22 protein-coding genes and 1 pseudogene (1 of these 23 only partly in view) are annotated in these 21,974 nt (G+C 60.6%); 18 read left to right on the top strand and 5 right to left on the bottom strand.

Going from position 1 to position 21,974, the window contains the following annotated elements:
• Window positions 1-171: 171 nt before the first annotated feature.
• The 5 genes and pseudogenes from ACO54Z_RS08015 (at window position 172) to ACO54Z_RS07995 (ending at window position 6,578) form a co-directional block, all read left to right on the top strand.
• Window positions 172-1,341 carry a WG repeat-containing protein gene (locus ACO54Z_RS08015; protein ID WP_485996531.1) on the top strand — a complete coding sequence of 390 codons (1,170 nt, stop codon included), beginning with the start codon at window positions 172-174 and terminating at the stop codon, window positions 1,339-1,341.
• Window positions 1,338-1,928, top strand: coding sequence for a 5-formyltetrahydrofolate cyclo-ligase (locus tag ACO54Z_RS08010; RefSeq protein WP_485996530.1), 591 nt, complete (start codon window positions 1,338-1,340; stop codon window positions 1,926-1,928). Before ACO54Z_RS08015 ends, ACO54Z_RS08010 begins: the two co-directional genes overlap by 4 nt.
• Entirely contained in the window at window positions 1,925-3,385 is a 1,461-nt protein-coding gene (gene pyk, locus ACO54Z_RS08005) for a pyruvate kinase (RefSeq protein ID WP_485996529.1), read from the top strand. Before ACO54Z_RS08010 ends, pyk begins: the two co-directional genes overlap by 4 nt.
• Before the next feature lie 173 nt (window positions 3,386-3,558).
• Window positions 3,559-4,101 carry a hypothetical protein gene (locus tag ACO54Z_RS08000; protein WP_485996528.1) on the top strand — a complete coding sequence of 181 codons (543 nt, stop codon included), beginning with the start codon at window positions 3,559-3,561 and terminating at the stop codon, window positions 4,099-4,101.
• A 961-nt stretch (window positions 4,102-5,062) separates the two neighbouring features.
• A pseudogene (locus tag ACO54Z_RS07995) lies at window positions 5,063-6,578 on the top strand (peptide MFS transporter).
• 575 nt (window positions 6,579-7,153) lie between these two features.
• On the opposite strand, the gene ACO54Z_RS07990 reads toward ACO54Z_RS07995, so the two are convergent.
• Window positions 7,154-7,420 carry a hypothetical protein gene (locus ACO54Z_RS07990; RefSeq protein ID WP_485996527.1) on the bottom strand — a complete coding sequence of 89 codons (267 nt, stop codon included), beginning with the start codon at window positions 7,418-7,420 and terminating at the stop codon, window positions 7,154-7,156.
• Between the two features lie 513 nt (window positions 7,421-7,933).
• Between ACO54Z_RS07990 and ACO54Z_RS07985 the strand changes: the two genes are divergently transcribed.
• On the top strand, window positions 7,934-9,457 hold the full coding sequence (locus tag ACO54Z_RS07985) for a peptide MFS transporter (RefSeq protein ID WP_485996526.1): 1,524 nt from the start codon (window positions 7,934-7,936) through the stop codon (window positions 9,455-9,457).
• A 51-nt stretch (window positions 9,458-9,508) separates the two neighbouring features.
• Here ACO54Z_RS07985 and ACO54Z_RS07980 read toward each other — a convergent pair whose 3' ends face one another.
• A complete protein-coding gene (locus ACO54Z_RS07980) occupies window positions 9,509-9,934 on the bottom strand; it encodes a hypothetical protein (RefSeq protein ID WP_298081352.1) in 426 nt (141 codons plus the stop codon).
• Between the two features lie 126 nt (window positions 9,935-10,060).
• Between ACO54Z_RS07980 and ACO54Z_RS07975 the strand changes: the two genes are divergently transcribed.
• The 10 genes from ACO54Z_RS07975 (at window position 10,061) to ACO54Z_RS07930 (ending at window position 18,138) form a co-directional block, all read left to right on the top strand.
• Window positions 10,061-11,386 (top strand): deoxyguanosinetriphosphate triphosphohydrolase, encoded by a 1,326-nt coding sequence (locus ACO54Z_RS07975; protein WP_485996525.1) that lies wholly within the window; start codon window positions 10,061-10,063, stop codon window positions 11,384-11,386.
• A gap of 22 nt (window positions 11,387-11,408) precedes the next feature.
• Window positions 11,409-11,648 carry a FitA-like ribbon-helix-helix domain-containing protein gene (locus ACO54Z_RS07970; protein WP_485996524.1) on the top strand — a complete coding sequence of 80 codons (240 nt, stop codon included), beginning with the start codon at window positions 11,409-11,411 and terminating at the stop codon, window positions 11,646-11,648.
• A gap of 482 nt (window positions 11,649-12,130) precedes the next feature.
• Entirely contained in the window at window positions 12,131-12,685 is a 555-nt protein-coding gene (locus ACO54Z_RS07965; RefSeq protein ID WP_485996523.1) for a hypothetical protein, read from the top strand.
• Window positions 12,686-12,701: 16 nt separating this feature from the next.
• The gene (gene pncA, locus ACO54Z_RS07960) at window positions 12,702-13,295 is read left to right on the top strand and encodes a bifunctional nicotinamidase/pyrazinamidase (protein WP_485996522.1); all 594 of its coding nucleotides are present in this window, start codon (window positions 12,702-12,704) and stop codon (window positions 13,293-13,295) included.
• A 645-nt stretch (window positions 13,296-13,940) separates the two neighbouring features.
• Complete coding sequence (locus ACO54Z_RS07955; protein WP_485996521.1) at window positions 13,941-14,261, top strand: hypothetical protein; 321 nt, start codon at window positions 13,941-13,943, stop codon at window positions 14,259-14,261.
• Between the two features lie 63 nt (window positions 14,262-14,324).
• The gene (gene mutY / locus ACO54Z_RS07950) at window positions 14,325-15,344 is read left to right on the top strand and encodes an A/G-specific adenine glycosylase (protein WP_485996520.1); all 1,020 of its coding nucleotides are present in this window, start codon (window positions 14,325-14,327) and stop codon (window positions 15,342-15,344) included.
• 15 nt (window positions 15,345-15,359) lie between these two features.
• The gene (locus ACO54Z_RS07945; RefSeq protein WP_485996519.1) at window positions 15,360-15,845 is read left to right on the top strand and encodes an IS1096 element passenger TnpR family protein; all 486 of its coding nucleotides are present in this window, start codon (window positions 15,360-15,362) and stop codon (window positions 15,843-15,845) included.
• A 19-nt stretch (window positions 15,846-15,864) separates the two neighbouring features.
• Complete coding sequence (locus ACO54Z_RS07940; protein WP_485996518.1) at window positions 15,865-16,299, top strand: guanosine-3',5'-bis(diphosphate) 3'-pyrophosphohydrolase; 435 nt, start codon at window positions 15,865-15,867, stop codon at window positions 16,297-16,299.
• An 86-nt stretch (window positions 16,300-16,385) separates the two neighbouring features.
• Window positions 16,386-16,883 (top strand): non-heme ferritin, encoded by a 498-nt coding sequence (ftnA, locus tag ACO54Z_RS07935; protein WP_485996517.1) that lies wholly within the window; start codon window positions 16,386-16,388, stop codon window positions 16,881-16,883.
• 280 nt (window positions 16,884-17,163) lie between these two features.
• Window positions 17,164-18,138, top strand: a complete 975-nt coding sequence (locus tag ACO54Z_RS07930; protein WP_485996516.1) for an IS30 family transposase — start codon at window positions 17,164-17,166, stop codon at window positions 18,136-18,138.
• Between the two features lie 209 nt (window positions 18,139-18,347).
• Here the strand turns inward: ACO54Z_RS07930 and sucD are convergent, their stop codons facing one another.
• Both sucD and sucC read right to left on the bottom strand, forming a co-directional pair.
• Entirely contained in the window at window positions 18,348-19,220 is an 873-nt protein-coding gene (sucD, locus tag ACO54Z_RS07925) for a succinate--CoA ligase subunit alpha (RefSeq protein WP_298081306.1), read from the bottom strand.
• A gap of 11 nt (window positions 19,221-19,231) precedes the next feature.
• Window positions 19,232-20,392 (bottom strand): ADP-forming succinate--CoA ligase subunit beta, encoded by a 1,161-nt coding sequence (sucC, locus tag ACO54Z_RS07920; RefSeq protein WP_485996515.1) that lies wholly within the window; start codon window positions 20,390-20,392, stop codon window positions 19,232-19,234.
• 105 nt (window positions 20,393-20,497) lie between these two features.
• Here sucC and ACO54Z_RS07915 point away from each other — a divergent pair, with 105 nt between their 5' ends.
• On the top strand, window positions 20,498-20,896 hold the full coding sequence (locus ACO54Z_RS07915) for an acyl-CoA thioesterase (protein ID WP_485996514.1): 399 nt from the start codon (window positions 20,498-20,500) through the stop codon (window positions 20,894-20,896).
• On the opposite strand, the gene rluD is transcribed toward ACO54Z_RS07915, so the two are convergent.
• Complete coding sequence (gene rluD, locus ACO54Z_RS07910; protein WP_485996513.1) at window positions 20,881-21,843, bottom strand: 23S rRNA pseudouridine(1911/1915/1917) synthase RluD; 963 nt, start codon at window positions 21,841-21,843, stop codon at window positions 20,881-20,883. The two genes, ACO54Z_RS07915 and rluD, sit on opposite strands and share 16 nt — an antisense overlap.
• A 106-nt stretch (window positions 21,844-21,949) precedes the next feature.
• On the opposite strand from rluD, the gene ACO54Z_RS07905 reads away from it, so the two are divergent.
• Window positions 21,950-21,974: the 5' end (the start) of an outer membrane protein assembly factor BamD gene (locus ACO54Z_RS07905; RefSeq protein WP_485996512.1), read on the top strand. Its footprint extends 740 nt past the window's final position; 25 of the gene's 765 nt are visible here — the first part of the coding sequence; its start codon is at window positions 21,950-21,952; its stop codon lies off the right edge, out of view.

Here is a 21,974-nt window from a genome sequence, read left to right as displayed (position 1 = left end):
TATGTATCCGGCTCCCTCCCCCGGTGGGGAAGGGGCTGGGGGTGGGGTTAGCCCGCATACCGCCAATGCCAAAACGTCCACTATCCGCCATCCTGTATGTAAAACCGTTGCGTAGGGTGGGGCTTGCCCCACCGTTAAACCCGATGTTCCGTCATCTAAACCGGAGACACCATGAAAACCATCATTCCATTACTGGCACTGCTGCTCGCCGCCAGCGCCGTCACCGGCCAACCCGACGGCTGCCCGCTGCCCCTGCCGCAGGGCATCCAGCTCAATCCGGACATCGCCACCGGTCGTTTCATCGGAACCGGCTACTTCGACGAGGAGACCTTCGCCGATACGCGGCTCAAGGCCGGGCGCTTCCTCAGCCGCGATGAGCGGGCGCAGTACGCCGCCTGGGACAACGCCGTCTGGCTCAACAACGACCGCATCGCCGCCTGGCGCGGCCAACAGGACAAGGACACCTTGCCATCATGGTTGCGCGAGCGGCTGCCTGAAAAATACCGCAAGAGCCGCAGCGGCGCCTTCGCCATCCTCGACGCCGACGGGCGCGAGCTGACGCCGCCGCGTTACGACGAAATCGTCTTCTTTGCCGCGCTGGTCGCCGGAGCGCCCATCCCGGTGCGCGTGGGCGCGCGCTGGGGTTATCTCAACGACCGGGGCGAAGAAATTATCGCGCCGCAATTTGAACAACCGGGACTGTTTTACGACGGCATCGCGCGGGTCAAACGCGACGGCGCATACGCTTACATCGACCGCAAAGGACAACCCGCCGCCGCACCAGGCACCGTCCGCCCGCGCATAACCGTCGAACCGCCGCCCATCCGGCTGAACAAACCCGGCGAATATTCCGAAGGACTCGCCTCCTTTGAACGCGACGGTCTGTGGGGCTACCGCAACGAAAAAGGCGAAGGAGTCATCGCGCCACAATTCAATGCGGCAGGCGACTTTCATGACGGACTGGCGCAGGTCAGCATCCGCGGACAGCCGCCGCGCTACATCAGGCGCGACGGCACATACATCAGCGCACCGTATGGCAGCGGCAGCATGGGCATCCCGGATGGCGCGCTGGAGCGCATCCCCTACCGCCAAAACCAACAGTGGGGACTGATCGACCTACATGGCCGCGTCATCACCCCGCCGCGCTTCCGCCTGCGTAATGACCTTGAAGGCATTCTTAGCCCGCTGTTCCGCCGTGGCGTCGCCGTGGTTTACCTGGCGGAAAACTGGCCGCGCGAACAGGAAGTGCTGATTGACCGCGACGGCTGCGTCCTCGCCCGGCGCAGCAGCTTTTTTAACGACGACTTTGAACTGCTCTCCCTCACCCCCGACCAACCATGACCCCCGACCTTAAACAACTCCGCCGCGACATCCGCGCCGCCCGCCGTGCCATCGCCCCCGAAGAACGCCAACAGATAAGCGCAGCGACCGCCGCCACCGCCCTCGCCTGGCTATGCGCGCATGACGACATCCGGCGCGTCGCTACCTTCCTCTCCATGCCCGAAGAAATTGACACCGCCCCGCTCAACCGCGCCCTGTGGCAGGCCGGATACCGCCTCTACCTGCCCTATGTGCGCGGCAAGGGCGAAGCACTACTATGGTTGCCCTATCAAGAAGACACCGCCCTCGCGCCCGACGCCGTCGGCATCCCCGCACCGCCGCTGCAAGCGCCGCTGGACGCACTCGCGCTCGATGCCGTCATCACCCCGCTCGTCGCCTGGGACGCCCACGGCACTCGCCTCGGCATGGGAGGCGGGTTTTACGACCGCACGTTTGCGCGTAAAATACCGCACGCCAAACCGTGGCTACTCGGAATCGCTTACCCTTGTCAAGCCGTTGCGACCCTGCCGCGCCGACCCTGGGACGTGCCGCTCGATGCCGTCGCCAGCACCGAAAACCTCTACACCTACCTACAGGAGCAGCCATGAGCCAAGAACACCGCGACCTTACGCGCATCAGCCACCACACCAAAATCGTCGCCACCATCGGCCCCGCCAGCAGCGACGAAGAAATCCTCGAACACATGATCCGCGTCGGCCTGAACGTCGTCCGCTTCAACTTCAGCCACGGCGACGCCGCCTTCCACGGCGAAAACGCGCGCAAAGTGCGCGAAGCCTCACGCCGCGTGGGCCGCGAAGTCGCCATCATCGCCGACCTGCAAGGGCCGAAAATCCGCGTTGGCGCCATCGCTGGCGGCAAAATGGAACTCGCCCGTGGCGACAAACTCATCCTCGACGCCGCCTACGAAGGCGAAGGCAAAGACCACCGCGTCGGCCTGGATTACCGCGAACTGCCGAAAGACGTCAAGGCGGGCGACATCCTCCTCCTTGACGACGGCCTGCTCAAACTCAAAGTCGAACAAGTCATCGGCGACGAAGTGCACACCACCGTGCAGAACCCCGCCGTGCTCAAATCCAAAAAAGGCATCAACAAACAGGGCGGCGGCCTCACCGCCCCGGCGCTCACCGAAAAAGACTATCAGGACCTGAAAACCGCGGTCGCCATCGGCGCCGACTACATCGCCGTCAGCTTCGTCAAATCCGCCGCCGACATGGAACTCGCACGCCAACTGGTCAGCCAGGCCGAAGACCGTGGCGAAATCCTGCCGGGGCTGATTGCCAAAATCGAGCGGGTTGAAGCCATCGAAAACCTCGAAGAAATCATCCTCGCCAGCGACGGTGTCATGGTTGCCCGTGGCGACTTGGCGGTCGAAGTCGGCAACCCCGCCGTACCGGCACTGCAAAAACGCATCATCCGCACCGCGCGCCGCCTGCGCCGCTTCACCATCACCGCCACCCAAATGATGGAAAGCATGATCACCAACCCGGTGCCGACCCGCGCCGAAGTCTCCGACGTCGCCAACGCCGTCATCGACGGCACCGACGCCGTCATGCTCAGCGCCGAATCCGCCGCCGGTGCCTATCCGTTTGAAACCGTGCGCACCATGGCCGAAATCTGCGCTGCCGCCGAACAATCGCAACTCGGCCAGAGCTTCGACCACACCTACGACGAAATCCCGGTTGAGCGCATCGACCAAGGCATCGCCAACAGCGCCGTCTTCACCGCGCAACTGCTGCACGCCAAAGCCATCGTCGCCCTCACCGAAAGCGGCACCACCGCCTTCCAAATTAGCCGCTTCGGCATCAACCTGCCCATCCACGCGCTCACCCCCAGCCTTGCCGTACAGCGCAAAATGGCCATCTACCGCAGCGTCCGTCCGGCACGACTGGATACCAGCAAAGAGCACGACGAAGCCATCCGCGAAGCCGAAGAATACCTCGTCCAGCGCCGCCACCTGAAAAGCAACGACCTCTACGTCATCACCAGCGGCTCTATGCGCAGCAGCGGCGGCACCGACGAACTGCAAGTCCGCCGCACGCGGTAAACGTGGCGCAGCCATTCCCCCCTCCCCCGCAGGGCGAAGCCCGCAGCGGGGGAGGGGGTAGGCCAAACCAGAATCCCCACCGTAACCCAAACAGCAAATCGTGCACTTACCAAAAACCACGGGGGTGAAGGCAAAACCTTCACCCCTTTTTCCATAGCCAAAACGGACACCCCATGAACCTTTACCAAACCCTGCCGCTCATCGCCGCACTTGCCCTCAACAGCGCCCTTGCCACCGACGAACCTGCAAAACCTGCCGAACCCGCAAAAGAAACAACCAAAGAAAGCGCCAAGCCCGCCGACGCCATCGAAGGCGTGGAATACAGCGACGACAAAGAATGCCACATCAAAACCAACGCCCAGCCGATGCCGGTTATCCACGCACTCATCGCCGCGCGCGGCCTGCCTGGCAGCAACGCGGACGAACTGCGCATCGCGCTCGGCACCGCCATTGCCAACGGCTGCGACCTGAACGAACCCGACCGCGCCGGACTGCAACCGCTCAATGCCGCGATATTGTTTAACGACGCCGAAATCGTCGCACTGCTCTTGGAAAAAGGCGCCGACCCCTACCAGAGCATCCACAAACCCGGCAGCCAGATTGACGGTGCCAACAGCTTCGATTTCCTGCAAAAAATCGAAGAAAAAGAAAAAGCGCGCAAAGGCGAACACCCCGACCGCTCCGCCGTCGCTACCGCCCTGCAAAAATACCGCTGAGACGCTGCCTGCCCCCGTGGTCATCGCGCCACAAATCACACAACACAAGGGTGTGTAAATCCCCTCCCCTGCAGGGCGAAGCCCGCAGCGGGGGAGGGTTGGGGAGGGGGTGAGCGATATTATTGATGAGCCGAAATTCCAATTTTTCAATTGCTTGCTGCCCTCACTCCAACCCCTCTCTCGCTACGCGAGCAATGCTTGTCCCAGAGGGACTGGAACAGCTCGCGCAGCGACAAGCATTAGACTTCCTTCCAAACTAACTATAACTTGCACGGCAACCCGACAAAATTCCAAACCTGCTGAGCTGTTGTCTGCTGCCCCCACCCTAACCCTCCCCCACAGGGGGAGGGAACTCATTGGCTGCAAAAATAGCAACAGTTTCATAACTATCCATATGTGATATGGCAGCTGTTATTTGAATCTGCCGCAGAACGGCTCCCTCCCCCGTGGGGGAGGGCCGGGGTGGGGGCAGGGATACAAATTCCAAAAAACGTATGCCTTTGCCTGGTTTGGAAAGAGGTCTATTGCTTGCGAAGCAAGAGAGAGGCGCTCATCCGCCGAATTGCAAACAGCCCTCTAACCCAACCTGCACAGTCCGCACATAAAACAAAAGAGAATCGTAGGTATGGCCGCAGGCACGCACGCGTTTCCAACCTTCCCCGCGTGCGTGTCGGCTACGCCGCCACACCCTACGCCCAAAATCCGCCATAAGGTGCGCCTCGGCGACACCATCCGGGTGATGGCGACGATTTTGCGGCTACGCCGCCGCGCCATTCATGCCAAACACAGCGCTTTGATGCCAACACCACCGCCCCGCCCGGGGCGTTTTTCATACCGCCGCGCCGGTCATCGCGTCGCGCTCGCAACAAATCACTCAAAAAAGCCCTTAATTCGCCGAAAAACACCCCGCCCGTTTCTGTGTTACATTCGCGCAATCCTTCATTCACACAGGAGACCGGCAATGTCCAAAACCTTCTTCGGCCAACCGCGCCAACTCTCGACGCTTTTCCACATCGAACTGTGGGAGCGTTTCTCCTTTTACGGGATGAACAGCATCCTCGCCATGTACCTCTACCACAGCGTGACCAAAGGCGGGCTTGGCTTTAGCGAAGCGGTTGGCGGCAGCATTGCTACGGCTTATGGTGGCAGCGTCTATCTCTCTACCATCTTTGGCGGCTGGGTCGCCGACCGCATCCTCGGCGCGGAACGCACCCTGTTTTATTCCGGCGTGCTGGTCATGCTCGGCCATATTGCCCTTGCCCTCATCCCCGGCGTCAGCGGCATGATTGCCGGGCTGGTCTGTATCGCTCTCGGCAGTGGCGGCGTCAAAGCCTCCGCCAGCACCATGGTCGGCTCGCTCTACGAAAACGACGAATGGCGCGCGCGCCGCGATGCCGGTTTTTCCATCTTCTATAGCCATCAACATCGGCGGGATGCTCGGTCCGTTCCTCACCGGCATCCTGCAAGAAAACATCGGCTTCCACTACGGCTTTGGCCTCGCTGCCATCGGCATGGCATTTGGTCTGTGGTGCTACAATCATGGCCGCAAAGAGCTGCCAAAACTGACCGCGCCCAACCCGCTGCCCGCCAACCAGCGCAGTGCCGCCGCCGTCGTCATCCTCGCCGTCGTGCTGGCACTCATTGCCGCCGTCCATTTCGACAAAATCAACACCGACAACTACTCACGCATCCTGCTCACCACCATCATCGCCGCCACCCTCGGCTACTCCGCCCGCCTGCTGCTCGATCCGCGCGTCGATAGCGACCACCGCCGCTACATCATCGCCTACATCCCGCTTTTTGCCACGGTCAGCGTCTTTGCCGCCGAATACTTTCAGTTCTACACCGTCGTCACCGTCTATTTCGACGAAACCATGAACCGCAGCATCGGCAGCTTCACCATCCCCGCCGGCTGGAAAGACTCGCTGCAAAGCCTGTGGGTTATCCTTTTCGCCGGCGTCACCGCGACGCTGTGGACGCGCCTCGGCGACAAACAGCCGAAAACCCCGCTCAAATTTGCCCTCGCCATGTTCATCCTCGGCAGCGGCTACCTCTTCTTCGTGCCGTTCGTGCGCAGCGGCGTGGTGATGGGGCTGGTCACCTTCGCCTTCGCCATCCTCATCATCACCTTCGGCGAACTGCTGCTCTCGCCGATTTCCACCTCGTTTGCCACCAAAATCGCGCCGCCGCACTTCAGAACGCAGATGATCGCGCTGAACTTCCTCGCCTTCTCGCTCGGTTTTACCTTGGGTAGCATCATTTTCCGCGCCAACTACGGCGTACATTTTGCCGATCCGGTCGTCATTGACCCCGCAACCGCGCTCGCCCACGCCGCGCAACAGCCCTGGCATGACTACCTGCAAATGGTGAACACCGCCGACTTCTTCGCCCTCATCGGCGGGCTGGGCATCGCCGCCGGGGTCGTCCTGATGCTGCTGGTGCCGCTACTGAACCGCCTGCTGAAAGGTATCGACTAAAAGGCGGGTATCGCCCTTCCCCCGCAGGACGCCCCAGCGTCCGCAGCGGGGGAGGGTCGGGACTCCCCTATAAAAAAGCGAACGCTTTTTCATGAGAAAACGGGGAGGATGTATAGCCATCCCCGCTATCGCGGACATATCCGTTTTCCAAAAACAGTCGGCAACCAAACAACATCCCGCCACCGCCTACAAAAAACCGGCCAAATACCGTAAAATACGCGCGTACCGCATCCTGCGGCGCTCCAAAAACACCCATAAAAACCCGAACAAAAACAAAGCCCGAAAGCTCAACTTTTTCCCGCTGGCAAAAGTTGGAAATACCCCTCTCAACTTATTGAAAACAAGGAGAAAAAATACACACCGCCAATTAAAAACTTGTCCCTGCTACAAAGGGATTGTGACATATAATAAGTACCGCCCTTGGCTATTCTGGATGATTAAAAACTTGTCCCTGCTACAAAGGGATTGTGACAATTGGCACCGGCCAAATCCAAAAAGCATCGCGATTAAAAACTTGTCCCTGCTGCAAAGGGATTGTGACCCCGTAATTGCGCAGCCTTGAGTGCCATAAAATATTAAAAACTTGTCCCTGCTTCAAAGGGATTGCCATTAAAAACGCCGACGGTTGTCGGCGTTTTTTCTTTTGGCTGCGGCAACCGCATCGCGGCATCCGTAATCATGTAACCCGCAGGCGCAGACTGGGTGCATACCCGATATTTCTTGATGTCGGCCATGAATGGCCGACCTGCGTTTACTGCAAAGGGATTGCCATTAAAAACGCCGACGGTTGTCGGCGTTTTTTCTTTTGGCTGCGGCAACCGCATCGCGGCATCCGTAATCATGCAACCGCAGCGCAGATTGGGTGCATCCCCGATATTTCTTGATGTCGGCCATGAATGGCCGACCTGCGTTTACTGCAAAGGAATTTCCATTAAAAACGCCGACGGTTGTCGGCGTTTTCTTTTGCCTGTGGCAACCGCATCGCGGCATCCGTAATCATGCAAACCGCAGGCGCAGATTGGGTGCATCTCCGATATTTCTTGATGTCGGCCATGAATGGCCGACCTACGTTTGCGGCTTGGTGAGGATTGCCATCCGCGGGAAGATTGCTTTGCTCCGGCGGGGAAACGGACACCCCCACCCCGCCTTCCCACGGAGAGGGCGTCGGACGTTGGCTTTAATGGTGGGCCAAGGCCCACCCTACAGGCGGATGGCGACAACCATAGGGTGCGCCCCGGCGCACCGTTCGCAATACTTGCTCCGGGTGATAATTTTCGTGGATTATCGTTAAAGCTGTGTTACATTCGCCATACCGCGCTACGCGGCACCTCGTCCCATCTTCACCGGAGACCGCCATGACCACGAACAACTCCTTCTTCGGCCACCCGCGCCAACTCTCGACGCTCTTCCACATCGAACTGTGGGAGCGCTTTTCCTTCTACGGGATGCAGGGCATCCTCTTTATCTACCTCTATTACAGCGCGACCAAAGGCGGCCTCGGCTTCAGCGAGGCGGCTGCGGGCGGCCTCGTCGGCGCTTACGGCGGCAGCGTTTACCTCTCCACCATCCTCGGCGGCTGGCTTGCCGACCGCATTTTTGGCGCAGAACGCACCCTGTTCTACGCCGGTATCCTCGTGATGACCGGCCACATCGCGCTCGCCGTCATCCCCGGCGTGGACGGCCTGATTGCGGGGCTGGTCTGCATCGCCCTCGGCAGCGGCGGCGTCAAGGCATCGGCCAGCTCGATGGTCGGCGCGCTTTATGAAGACGAAAAACTGCGCCCGCTGCGCGATGCCGGATTTTCCATCTTCTACATCGCCATCAATATTGGCGGCTTCCTCGGCCCGCTCATCACTGGCGTGCTGCAACGCTACATCGGCTTTCACTACGGCTTCGGTGCCGCTGCCATCGGCATGGCATTTGGCCTGTGGCGCTACGCCGCCGGGCGCAAAAAACTGCCACGCCCTGGCGCACCGCACCCGCTGCCGCCAAAACAGCGCAAAACCGCCGCCACCGCCGCGCTCGCCATCATCCTCGCGCTCAGCGCCGCAGTGCATTACGACAAACTCGGCCTGGACAATTTCCCCGGCGTGCTGCTCACCGTCGTCATCCTCGCCACTGCGGGCTACTTTGCCCGGCTGCTGCTCGACCCAAAAGTTGACCGCAACCACCGCCGCTACATCATCGCCTACCTGCCACTGTTCGCCGCCATCTGCGTCTTCTGGGCCATCTGGTTCCAGATATACACCGTCGTCACCAGCTACTTCTCCGAAACCATGAACCGCAACCTCGGCGGCTTTGAAATCCCGGTGTCGTGGAAAGATTCGCTGCAAAGCCTGTGGATTATCCTGTTTTCCGGGGTGATGGCGACGCTGTGGACGAAACTGGGCGACACTCAACCGAAAACGCCGCTCAAATTCGCGCTGTCGCTCTTTATCCTCGGTCTCGGCTACCTCTGCTTCGTGCCGTTCATCCGCACCGGCGTGGTGATGGGGCTGGCCGTCTTCGCCTTCGCCATCCTGCTCAATACCCTGGCCGAACTGCTGCTCTCGCCGATTTCGCTCTCCTTTGTCACCAAAATCGCGCCCGACCACGTCAAGACGCAGATGGTGGCGCTGAATTTCCTCGGCATCTCGCTCGGCTTCACCCTGGGCGGCATCATCTTTGCCAAAAACTACGGCGTGCATTTCGCCGAACCTGCGGCGATTGACGCCACCAGCCTGCTCGCCCGCGCCGCCGCGCAGCCCTGGCACGACTACCTGCAAACGATGAACACCGCCAACTACTACGCGCTCATCGGCGGCATCAGCATCGCCACCAGCGTCGCCCTCGCCCTCGCCGTCCCGGCGCTGAACCGCCTGCTGAAGGGGATTGACTGAAACAGCCCACAAAAAAACCGCCCGTCCGGCGGTTTTTTCTTGCGCTCCCCATCAGCGGGTAATCGTAATCGGATTTTGCCGCCACATCGCAATGAGGCAGGTGTGTACCGTAATCAGCATTTCAATCAGCGTCACGCCAATCATCGCCCCCAAAAAGGCGGTGAGAATCCAGTAATGATTGATGGGCAGCGATTGCACCATCGCCAGATGCTTCGGCGCGAGCAGCCAAAAACACAAGCCCGCCAACAACCAGGAATACGTAAAAATATCGCCCAAAATATCGGCAAAACACTCGCGCGGATGCTCATAGCCGGAAGACTTGTTGGCCGTCCACACCGACCAGCCCAAATAAACGGCGGCAAACGCCAGCAGCACAAAACTGAGCGCCAAATCGGTGAGACGCATAAAGCCGACGACAAACCCGGCAACCGTCAACAACACGCCGAGGCGGAAAAACGACTTGAACAAGGCAGACATAAAAACCTCCAAAAAGAAAAACGCCATTTAACACGAAAGCACGGCAAAGCGCCAACGACCGAACCGTCATCTGCCGCGCCGCCCGCCCGATTGCGCTATCATCAATGCTTTCACAAGGACACGCTCATGAACTGGACCCAACTGCTTTCCACCTACCGCATCGGCCAGGCCGCCTGCCCCGAACCCTCGGTGCGCTCCGACTTCCAGCGCGACGGCGACCGCCTCATCTTCTCCGCCGCCTTCCGCCGCATGAAAGACAAAACGCAAGTCTTCCCGCTGGAAAAAAACGACTACGTCCGCACCCGCCTCACCCACTCGCTGGAAGTCTCCTGCGTCGGGCGCAGCCTCGGCAGCAGCGTCGGCACCTGGCTTCTGGAAAAAAATCCCGAACTCACGCGGCATGGCATCCACGCCGCCGACATCGGCGACATCGTTGCCGCCGCCTGCCTCGCGCACGACATCGGCAACCCGCCCTTCGGCCACTTCGGCGAACAGGCGATGCGCGACTACTTCAACAGCGCCGACGCCACGGGCATCCTCGAACGCCTTGACAACGATGCCCAACGCGCCGACCTGCTCAACATCGAAGGCAACGCGCAAGGCTTCCGCATCACCAACCGCCTCGAAAGCCCGGACAACCACGGCGGCCTGCGCCTGACCGCCGCCACCCTCGCCGCCGCCAGCAAATACCCCGCCACCGCCTACAAAAACCCCTACAAAAAGAACGGCGTCTATCAGGACGACCTCGCCGACTTCGCCACCATCTACCAAGCGCTCGGCATCCCGCCGCGCGGCGACAGCGGCCAGGCATGGCAGCGCCACCCGCTCTCGTATCTGATGGAAGCGGCGGACGACATCTGCTACCTGATTGTGGACATCGAAGACGCCTACCAAATCCGGCAAATCGAACACCGCATCGCCTACGAACTGCTCGCCGATCTGGCGGGCGACATGGCCGACGGCGGCCGCCTTGCCGCGATGGAAAGCAAAAGCGACCAGCTCGCCTACCTGCGCGCCAAAGCCATTGGCCGCCTCGTCCACGAAACCGTCGCCGTCTTCCAGGAAAACGAAGCGGCGCTGCTGGCAGGCGCGCGCGACGCACCGCTGCTAAAAAGCATCCCCGCCATCGACAAACTCGCCGCCCTGCGCGCCTACGCCGAAAAACACATCTACCTCAGCCGCCCGGTGGTGGAAGTGCAAATCGCCGGACACCGCGTCCTCACCGGGCTGATGGCGACCTACTGCCAGGCCATTGCCAACACCCACGGCCGCGACCACCACACCCGCGCCGACCAGATGATCTTGGCGCTCCTGCCCGAACGCTTCCGCAAAAACCGCGACACCCTCTACCGCAAACTGCTCGGCGTCTGCGACTACGTCGCCGGGATGACCGACAGCTACGCCGTCTCGCTCTACAAAAAAATCACCGGCATCAGCCTGCCGGTGAATTGAGCCACACCAACCGGAGCCAACCATGACCACCATCCTTGTGCGCAACCTGCCGGAAGCCACCCACCGCGCCCTGCAAGCCCGCGCCAAACAGGCGGGACGCAGTACCGAAGCGGAAATACGCGCCATCCTTGAAGCGGCGCTCCAGCCGGAGCACGCCCCCAGACCCGGCAGCCTGCTGGTCGCCATCGGACAGGACATCGGCGGCGTCGAACGCGCCATAACGCGCGAGGCGGAACCTGACGAACCGGTGCCATTCACATGATATTGCTCGACACCAACGTCATTTCCGAACCGCTGCGCCCCGCACCGAATCCGGCAGTCATTGTCTACACATGACTGGACGCACAGTAAACAGCGAGCCTGTTCCTCAGAAATTATTTAAAATCTTGGGAATCGCATTTTTCCGTATGTTTGTGCAGGGAACTGAAAACAGGAAAAACCGCCGATATGCCCCCTCTCCCTGTGGGAGAGGGCTGGGGTGAGGGCAGCAAACATGAAAAGCAAACGTCAATTCATAAAAAGCATCGCTCACCCCCACCCTGCCCCGCTGCGGGCTTCACCCTGCAGGGGAGGGGACAATTCGGGCGCAGCAATTAAAATTCGTGCGGATAACCGGGATTTTGAACCGTTTCTCAGCACCGTAACGTTGGCGGAACTGCATTCGTGACAAATGCGCGTCGCCAGCCGGGATACCGCGCCGTACATCGCGGCAGGAGTCCCCGTCATCAATCCGTGGAAAGAACCATGACCCGCCAAACCACCGACCGCCTCATCGCCCTCATCTTCCTCGCCCTCACCGCCGCCTTTCTCTGGCAGGCGCTCGCCAACCCCGCCTTTCAGGACTGGCTTTTCGCCCGCCATCACAACATCCTGAGCTGGTACATTCGCCCGCTGCTGCTCATCCCGGTCATGCTCGCGGCATGGTGGCGCAGTTGGGGCGCGCTGATGGCGGCCATCTTCGCGCTCCTCACCAGCATGGGCTGGTTTCCCGCGCCGGCGGTGGCGGACGACCATGTGCGCCAATTCCTCGCCGATGAAGTCGCCTTCCTCCGCAGCGGCTGGACATGGACAAAAACCGGCTACACCCTGACCGTATCCGCCTTTTTCGCGCTGCTGGTCGGCGCTGCCTGGCATCATCACTGGCGCGGAATCGCTGCCATCCTGACCGCCGCCGCCTGCAGCAAAATCCTCTTCAGCCTGCTCGGCAGCGGCGTCGCCGCAACCGCCATCATCCTCCCCGCCCTCATCGGCCTCGCAATCTGCCTCGCCGTTGCGTGGCGCATCCACAAAACCCGTTAAACCCAGGAGAAACCCCATGCGCGCACTACTGCTCATTGACATCCAGAACGACTTCATGCCCGGCGGCGCCCTGCCCGTGGCCGATGGCGACGCCATCATCGCCCCGGTCAATGCCGCCATGCACGACTACCCGCTCATCGTCGCCACCCAGGACTGGCACCCCGCCGGACACGAGAGCTTCGCCAGCGCCCACCCCGGCCAGCAGCCGTTCGCCACCATCACCCTGCACGGCCTCGCGCAAACCTTGTGGCCGGAGCACTGCCTCGCGGGCAGTGACGGCGCGGCGCTGCATCCGGCGCTGGACACGCGCCGCATCGCCGCTATCTTCCGCAAGGGCATGGATCCGCACACCGACAGCTACAGCGCCTTCTGCGACAACGGCCAGCGCCACCACACCCGGCTTGACGCCTGGCTGCGCGCCTGCGGCGTCACCGACATCGACGTCGCCGGCCTTGCCGCCGATTATTGCGTCTATTACAGCATCAAGGACGCGCTCGCCGCAGGCTTCCGCGTCCGCCTGCTGGAACGCGCCACCCGCGCCATCGACCCCGCCGGTTACGCGGCGAAAAAGGCGGAGCTGTTGCAGCATCCGGCATTCAGCCTCGGCTGAGGAGGCATCCGCAGCGGGGCGGGTGTTATCCGGTCGCAGGCCGGGCATTTATGGCCGACATCAAGTTTTGTCGGCCATGAATGGCCGACCTACGGTAGCTATTCCGTCCACCATAGGGTGCGCCTCGGCGCACCGCATACGGTTCAAGACATTCGGGCAGCGACAAACGGACACCACCTCGGTACGGTTGATACACTCGCGCAAAACGTGTCGCTACCGAATACTCCACCATCTCATTACCTCGAAAAATCCCCGCCCCCTGTAGGGCAAAGCCCGCATCTGTTGCAGCATCCGGCATTCAGCCTCGGCTGAGGGAGAGGCATCCGCAGCGCGGCGGGTGTTATCCGGTCGTAGGTCGGGCATTTATGCCCGACATCAAGTTTTGTCGGCCATGAATGGCCGACCTACGGTAGCTGTTCCCGTCCGCCATAGGGTGCGCCTCGGCGCACCGCACACGGTTCAAGGCATTTGGGCAGCGACAAACGAATACCACAGCGGCACATCTGATACACTCGCGCAAAACGTGTCGCCACTGAATACTCTACCATCTCATTGCCGTCGCACCCATGCGAGCAATCACCGCCGGAGGCAGGGGCGCAGGCGGTAGCGCGGCACAGATTCGCGTGCTACATTTGAACGCAACCGATGGCTGCGCAGAAAATCACCAGCAGCACTTTGTCTGTTGCCGTAATGCAAGCCGTCGCCAGCATTACGCTTTTCGACGACGCCCATCGTCGCCCGCCACTTTGTCCACAAAATTTGGGGATAAACCGCTACCGCCTCGATGGACGGAGGCGACCGCGCTGCCGTCAGGTTATGCACAAATCCAGCGCTGGCGCGACGGCAAGGATTGCAAGCGGAAAAAGCGCTTTGTTTACCGCAGATTCTCCTATTTTATTGTTTTATCGTGAATTTTTACAGCAGGCGCCATGCGCAATACCGACCGCAACCGCCGGTGAACGCTAAAATTTTTGGCAAAACGCGCCAGTTATCCACCGCTTTATCCACACTCCGCTCACCACGCCAACCATGACCCCTTTCGCTCACCGCCTCGCCGCCTGGCAAGCCCAATATGGCCGCAACCACCTGCCCTGGCAGGGCAACGACCCCTACCGCGTCTGGCTCTCGGAAATCATGCTGCAACAGACGCAAGTCGCCACCGTCTTGCAATATTACCCGCGCTTCCTCGCCCGCTTTCCCGATGTCGAAAGCCTCGCCGCTGCTGCCGATGACGACGTACTCGCGCTGTGGTCCGGCCTCGGCTACTACAGCCGCGCGCGCAATCTGCACCACGCCGCACGGCAAATCATGGACGAACACGGCGGGCAGTTCCCGCGCGACCGCGCCGGACTGGAGACGCTGAAAGGCGTGGGGCGCAGCACCGCCGCCGCCATCGCCGTCTTCGCCTTCGGCCAGAAGGAAGCCATTCTCGACGGCAACGTCAAACGCCTGCTCGCCCGCCACGCGGGCATTTACGGCGCGACCGGCCAGCCCGCGACCCTCGCCGCGCTGTGGGCGGAGGCGGAAGCGCGCCTGCCGGACGATGCCGCCACCCTGCGCCGTTATACGCAGGGTCTGATGGATTTGGGCAACGGCATCTGCACCCGTACCCGCCCGCGTTGCGGCGAATGCCCGGTCGCCGCCGACTGCTACGCTTACCGGCACGACGCCACCGCCGCGCTGCCGGAAAAGCGCGCGAAAAAGCCCAACCCGGAAAGGCATACGGTGATGCTGCTCGCCCGCTGTGGCGACCGCCTGCATCTTTACCGTCGCCCGGATCGCGGCATCTGGCGCGGCCTGTGGTCGCTGCCGGAATACGACAGCATCGCCGCCGCCGAGACCGCCGCGCAAACGCTGGGCGCGATTACCGCGCGTGCAACGCTGCCCGCCATCACCCACAAATTCACCCACTACACCCTGCACATCGCGCCCTTTGCCGTGACCATCGCCGCACCCGCCCGCGCCGCCGACTGGTTGCCGCAACAGGAGGCGCTGGCGAAAGGCCTGCCCGCGCCGGTGCGCCGCCTGATAGACGACCATTTCTGCTAAAACCCGGAGAAAGCCATGCTGAATTATTACCGCCTGAAAATCTCGCTGATAGAATCCCACGCCGTGCCCATTTCCCAATTGCACCGCATCATAGAAATTAGCGGCAATGCCACCTTTGCCAATCTGCATGAACTCATTTTTGAGGCCTTTGACCGCCGCGAGCCGTGCCTTTACAAATTCATGCTGACGCGTCGCGAAGCCACCAACCGGCGCATCCTTTACCAATGCAACGAAGAAGTCATTTGCAACCATAAAAACATGATATCCAGCCTGCCGGAAGAAGAAAGACCGGTGCAACACAATGCCGAAACTTTTACCCTTGACGAGGCGGCATTTCAGGAAAAAGATTTCTTCTATTACTGGTTTGATTTCATCGACGACTGGATACACCGCATCAAAATCGAAAAAATCCTCCAGGATGAATCTCCCGCTGCGGAAAATCCCGAAACATGGAGCGGTGTCATCCTGAAAAAAGTCGGTGAATCCCCGGCACAATATTGACCCATAACCGGAGCATCCCGTGTCCACCCTTGAAAAAGCGATCGAACTCGCCGCCAATTACCACGCCGGACAAACCGACCGTGGCGGCACGCCCTACATCCTCCACCTGCTGGCGGTAATGATGGCGGTGGATGGCATCGAAGCGAAAACCATCGCCGTGCTGCACGACATCCTCGAAGACACACCGCTTACCGCTGACGACCTGCGCGTCGCCGGTTTCAGCGAAGCCATCGTCGAAGCCGTGCTGGCGCTGACGCGCAAAGCCGACGAAAGCCGCATCACCGCCGCTTACCGCGCCGCAAGTAACCCGCTGGCGCGGGCGGTCAAACTGGCGGATGTCGCCGAAAACCTGAAAATCGAACGCATCCCGCAGCCTAGCGCGCGCGACCTCGCCCGCCTGGACGAATACCGCGAAGTGGCGCAAGTCCTGCGCGCCGCCGCAGACGACCGATGACATTCATTCGCATTTGACATTTACCCGCATAGCTGCCAGTCTTCGCCCGCCGCCTTTGCGGCTTTCACCAACCCACGGAGCAAACCATGCTGTCAGAAAACATCATCAAACACCTCAATGACCAATTAAACGCCGAGTTCTACTCGTCCAACGTGTACCTGCAAATGTCGGCCTGGGCGGATTACAAAGGATTCCCCGGAGCCGCCAAATTCCTGAAAGCGCACGCCGCCGAAGAAATGGAACATATGCAGCGCCTCTTTACCTATCTCTGCGAAACCGGCGCGATGCCGCGCCTTGCTGCCATTGCCGCACCCAAAACCGAATACGCCAGCCTGAAAGAACTCTTTGAAGAAGTCTATGCCCACGAAAAAGAAATCACCGGCAAAATAAACAAACTGGTGGAAGAAACCTTCAAAGAAAAAGACTATTCCTCTTTCAACTTCCTGCAATGGTATGTCGCCGAGCAGCATGAAGAAGAGCATCTCTTTACCTCCATTCTCGACAAATTTAATGTCGCTGGCGATACCGGCATTGGCCTTTACCATATCGACGAAGATTTGGGCAAAATGGCAGACGCCAAATAATCCGTCATCTGTAAATCACGCAAATAAAAAACCGCCCTCCGGGGCGGTTTTTTTATCGGAATTGGTACAGTGCGGGTTTCCCTAAAAAATGGCTCCGCCATTTTTTAGGGTGCCCGGTCAGGCGGCGCAACACCGTATGAGGCTTTCGGTGGATGGCTATACATACACATCGAGCGCTTAGGTGTATGTGGCGAATTTACAATTCAAGTGCAACAGCTACAAAAAAAGACGCTCATAAGCGATACTGCAAAAAACTTCAAAACCTTGCAGGAGACCACAAATGAGCGCCTACCATTATCTTACGCCAACCGAACGGGAATACATAATGGTTCAACGCGCCAAGGGCAGGAGCATCACCGCCATCGCCGCCGCGCTGGGGCGTAGCAAATCCACCATCTCACGTGAACTTAAGCGCAACAACAGTGGCGGGAGCTACAGCGCCAGCAAGGCGCAGGAGCAATACGACAACCGGCGTCTGGTCTGCCGCCGCAAGCGCAAGCTGGATGACCCGGAGCTTTTTGCCCTGGTCAAGGACAGGTTTCTGAAAGAGCACTGGTCGCCGGAGCAGATCCAGTACCGCCTGCGCCGTGAAGACAGCCCGCATTCCATCAGCTACGCGACTATCTACCGCGGTATCTACGCCGGGCGTTTCAATGACCCCGACTGGGTGATAAGTGGCAAGCAAAGGCTGCGCCACCGTGGCAAGAAGCGGCGGCGCAAGGGCGAGCCGACACGTGATAAATTCCCGGTTGAGCATGCGCTGTCGGCGCGTCCGCCAGAGGCGCAGGCGCGGGAGCGACTTGGCGATTGGGAAGCCGATACCGTTGCAGGCGTGGTGGGTGGTGCGGTGTTGCTGACGTTGGTTGACCGCAAAAGCCATTATCTGCACTGCGTGCGGCTGGAAAAAAAGACGGCAGACGGCGTGAATGCGGCGATGATTGAAGTCTTGCACGGGCAGACGGTGCACAGCATCACGCCAGACTGGGGCAAGGAATTCGCGCGGCACGCGGTGGCGGCGGAGGCGCTGGGGGTGAAAATATACATCCCGTCGCCGTACCAGCCGTGGCAGAGCGGGACGAACGAGAATACCAACGGGCTGTTGCGCGAATATTTTCCGAAACATCAGTATATTGCGCAATATCCGGATGAGTACATCGAGAAAGCTGTGCTGGCGTTGAACAACCGCCCGCACAAATGTTTGCAGTGGAGAACTCCTTATGAAGTGTATTTTGAAGAAGTGTTGCACCTGGTTTGACAATTCGCCGTATAACGGGTTGCTGAACAAACAGCGTGCGTGCCACCAAAACGCTACCCCCACCCCACCCCTCCCCCGCAGCACGCGCTGGAGCGTCCTGCAGGGGAGGGGGTGAACGGTAGTTTACATACACCTTGAGCGCTCAGGTGTATGTAAATGGGGTATGGTTGTAAAAAAGCCCGCCGGAGCGGGCTTTTTGCGGTGGCGAGTCAGGCGCCCATCAGTTGTTTCAGGGTCGCGCCGATGTCTGCCGGGGAGCGGACGGTGGCAACGCCTGCCGCTTCCAGCGCGCGGAATTTGTCCGCTGCCGTGCCTTTGCCGCCGGCGATAATCGCGCCCGCGTGTCCCATCCGTTTGCCGGGCGGGGCGGTGACGCCCGCGATGTAGGCGACGACGGGTTTGTTGACGTGTGCCTTGATGTATTCCGCCGCTTCTTCTTCGGCGGAGCCGCCGATTTCGCCGACCATGACGATGCCTTTGGTCTGCGGGTCGGCCTGGAAGGCGGTGAGGACGTCAATGAAGCTGGTGCCGTTAATCGGGTCGCCGCCGATGCCGACGCAGGTGGACTGGCCGAGGCCGATGGCGGTGGTTTGGTGCACGGCTTCGTAGGTCAGTGTGCCGGAGCGGGAGACGATGCCGACCACGCCCGGCTGGTGGATGTGGCCGGGCATGATGCCCATTTTGCATTCGCCGGGGGTGATGACGCCGGGGCAGTTCGGCCCGATAAGGCGGACGCCCGTGCCGCTGATGGCGGTTTTGACTTTGAGCATATCCTGCACCGGGATGCCTTCGGTGATGCAGGCGATGACTTCGATGCCCGCATCGACCGCTTCGAGGATGGAGTCGGCGGCGAAGGCGGGCGGGACGAAGATCATTGAGGCGTTCGCGCCTGTCGCGGCGACGGCTTCGGCGCAGTTGTTGAAGACGGGGCGGTCGAGGTGGCTTTGTCCGCCTTTGCCGGGGGTGACGCCGCCAACGAGTTGGGTGCCGTAGGCGATGGCCTGTTCGCTGTGGAAGGTGCCTTGTGAGCCGGTAAAGCCCTGGCAGATGACTTTGGTGTTTTTGTTGATGTAGATGCTCATGGGGTGTTCCTTTATTGGGCGGCGGCTACGGCTTTTTTGGCGGCGTCGGTGAGGTCGTCGGCGGAGGTGATGCCGAGGCCGCTTTCGTCCAGCATTTTGCGGCCAAGTTCGACGTTGGTGCCTTGCAGGCGGGCAACAACCGGGACTTTGAGGTCGATTTCTTTGGCGGCGCTGATGATGCCTTCGGCGATGAGGTCGCATCTGACGATGCCGCCGAAGATGTTCACCAGGATGCTTTTGACTTCGGGCGAGGTGAGGATGAGTTTGAAGGCTTCTTTGACGCGCTCGGCGGTCGCGCCGCCGCCGACGTCAAGGAAGTTCGCCGGTTCGCCGCCGTGCAGTTTGACGATGTCCATCGTCGCCATTGCCAGCCCCGCGCCATTGACCATGCAGCCGATGTTGCCGTCAAGGGCGACGTAGTTGAGTTCGAGTTCTTGTGCCTTGTTTTCGCGCGCGTCTTCCTGGGTTGGGTCGCGCATTTCGGCGAGGTCTTTGTGGCGGTAGAGGGCATTGTCGTCAATGCCGATTTTGGCATCGAGTGCCAGCAGTTTGCCGTCGCCGGTGATGATGAGCGGGTTGATTTCGACCATCGACAGGTCTTTTTCCACGAAGAGGTTGTAGAGGCCTTGTAGCAGGTTGGCGAGCTGGCCGACCTGTTTTTTGTCCAGTCCCATGGCGAAGCCGAGGCGGCGGCCAATGTAGGGGAAGTAACCGGCAGAGGGGTTCACACCGACGCTGTGGATTTTTTCCGGGCTTTTTTCGGCGACTTCTTCGATGTCCATGCCGCCTTCGGCGCTGGCGATGAAGGAGACGCGGCGGCTGGCGCGGTCAACGACGGTGGAGACGTAAAGTTCGCCGACGATGTTGAGGCCTTCTTCGATGAGGACCATGTTAATCGGCAGGCCAACGTCGCCGGTTTGTTTGGTTTTCAAGGTGTTGCCAATCATTTGGCCGGCGTACTGGCGCACTTCGTCCAGGCTTTTCGCGACTTTGACGCCGCCCGCCTTGCCGCGCCCGCCCGCGTGGACTTGCGCCTTGACGACCCAGACGCTGCCGCCCAGCTCTTTGGCGGCGGCGACGGCTTCGTCGGCGCTGTGGGCGAGTATGCCGCGCGGGGTGTCCACGCCGTATGCACGGAAGAGCGCTTTGGCCTGATATTCATGCAGGTTCATAGGGTTGTGTCCTCTTGGATGTTTGAAAGGTTTGCGGCGGCAATGGTAGCAAAATTTGTTAAGTAGCGGCTATTATTGCTGGGGTTTTTTGCGGAGGTTCTGTGAATGTCGGCGTTTTTTCATGTGTTTTCTTGTGCAGTGCGCTGGGGCGATATGGATGCCTACGGCCATGTCAATCATGCGCTGTTTTGGCGTTATCTGGAGTCGGCGCGGATTGCCCTGTTTGAGGAAGCCTGCGGCGAGGCGGATTTGCCGATGTTGGTCGTGGCGGAAGCGCGCTGCCGTTATCTGGCGGAGTTGCGTTATCCGGCGACAGTCGAGGTGCATTCGGCGCTGCAGGATGTGCGCGGCAGTTCGCTGGTGGTGGATGCCGAGTTGCGCGAGGGGGAACGGCTGTGCGCGGCAGCGCAGGTGCAGTTGGTCTGTTTTGACCCGCTGCGGCGCAAGCCAAAGCGCCTGCCGCCGGATTTTCTCGCGGCGATTGGCGCTTATGTGAGGGTTTGAAGCGGGCGCAGCGCGGCGAGCAGGGTTTGCAGGTCGGCAGGCAGCGGGCTGGCGAAGGTGGTTTCTTCGTCGTCAGCGGGATGGTGCAAGGTGAGCGCGGTCGCGTGCAGTGCCTGACGCGGGAAGTCGAGCAGGGTTTGCCGCACTTCGGGCGGGATGCCTTTGCCGGGCGGGGTGGCAAGGCCATAGAGCGGGTCGCCGACGAGCGGGTAGTGTTGCGCCGCCATGTGCACGCGGATTTGGTGGGTGCGCCCGGTTTCGAGGGAAACGCGCAGCAGGGTGGCAGCGTCGCCGAAGCGCTCTTCGATGCGGTAGTGGGTGATGGCGGGTTTGCCATCGGGGCGGATTGCCATTTTCAGGCGGTCGCGCGGGTGGCGTCCCAGCGGCTGGTCAATGGTGTCGCCGGCGGTGACGTAGCGGTGGACGAGGGCGAGGTAGGTGCGCCCCATCGTGCGTTCTTGCAGTTGGCGGACGAGGTGGGCGTGCGCGCGCAGGTTGCGGGCGACGACGAGCAGGCCGCTGGTGTCCTTGTCGAGGCGGTGGACGATGCCGCCGCGCGGCAATTGCGCCGTTTCCGGGAAATGGTGCAGCAGGGCGTTGAGCAGGGTGCCGTCCGGGTTGCCCGCAGCGGGATGCACGACCAGTCCGGCGGGCTTGTCAATGACGATGATGTCGGCGTCGGCGTGGATGACGGTCAGCGGGATGTCCTGCGATTGGGCATCATTCTCCGCTTCCACGGCAATCCGCGCACTGATGCGGTCGCCCGGATAGACCATGTCCCTGGCGCGGGCGGGGTTGCCGTTGAGTTGTACCAGTCCGCCCTTGATGCTTGTCTGCCAGCGGCTGCGCGAATATTCCGGGTAAACGCGGGCGAGATATTGGTCAAGTCGCCAGCCGCGCACGGCGTCGTCGGCGACACAAGAAAGCGTCTGGTGTTCTGCGGTCATCGTCTATAATGCGGATTTTTCAAACTATTGGAGCGAGCGAATGCAGCGTGTGCAAAAATGGGTTCTCGGGTTTGGCCTGATGGGAGGGTTACTCGCCTGTTCATCCATGGAACAGGACGAAACGGTCAACT

It is taken from the genome of Cardiobacterium sp., assembly GCF_057314735.1.
Note: the sequence above shows the minus strand (reverse complement) of the source record. Positions and strands in the feature narration are given on the sequence as shown.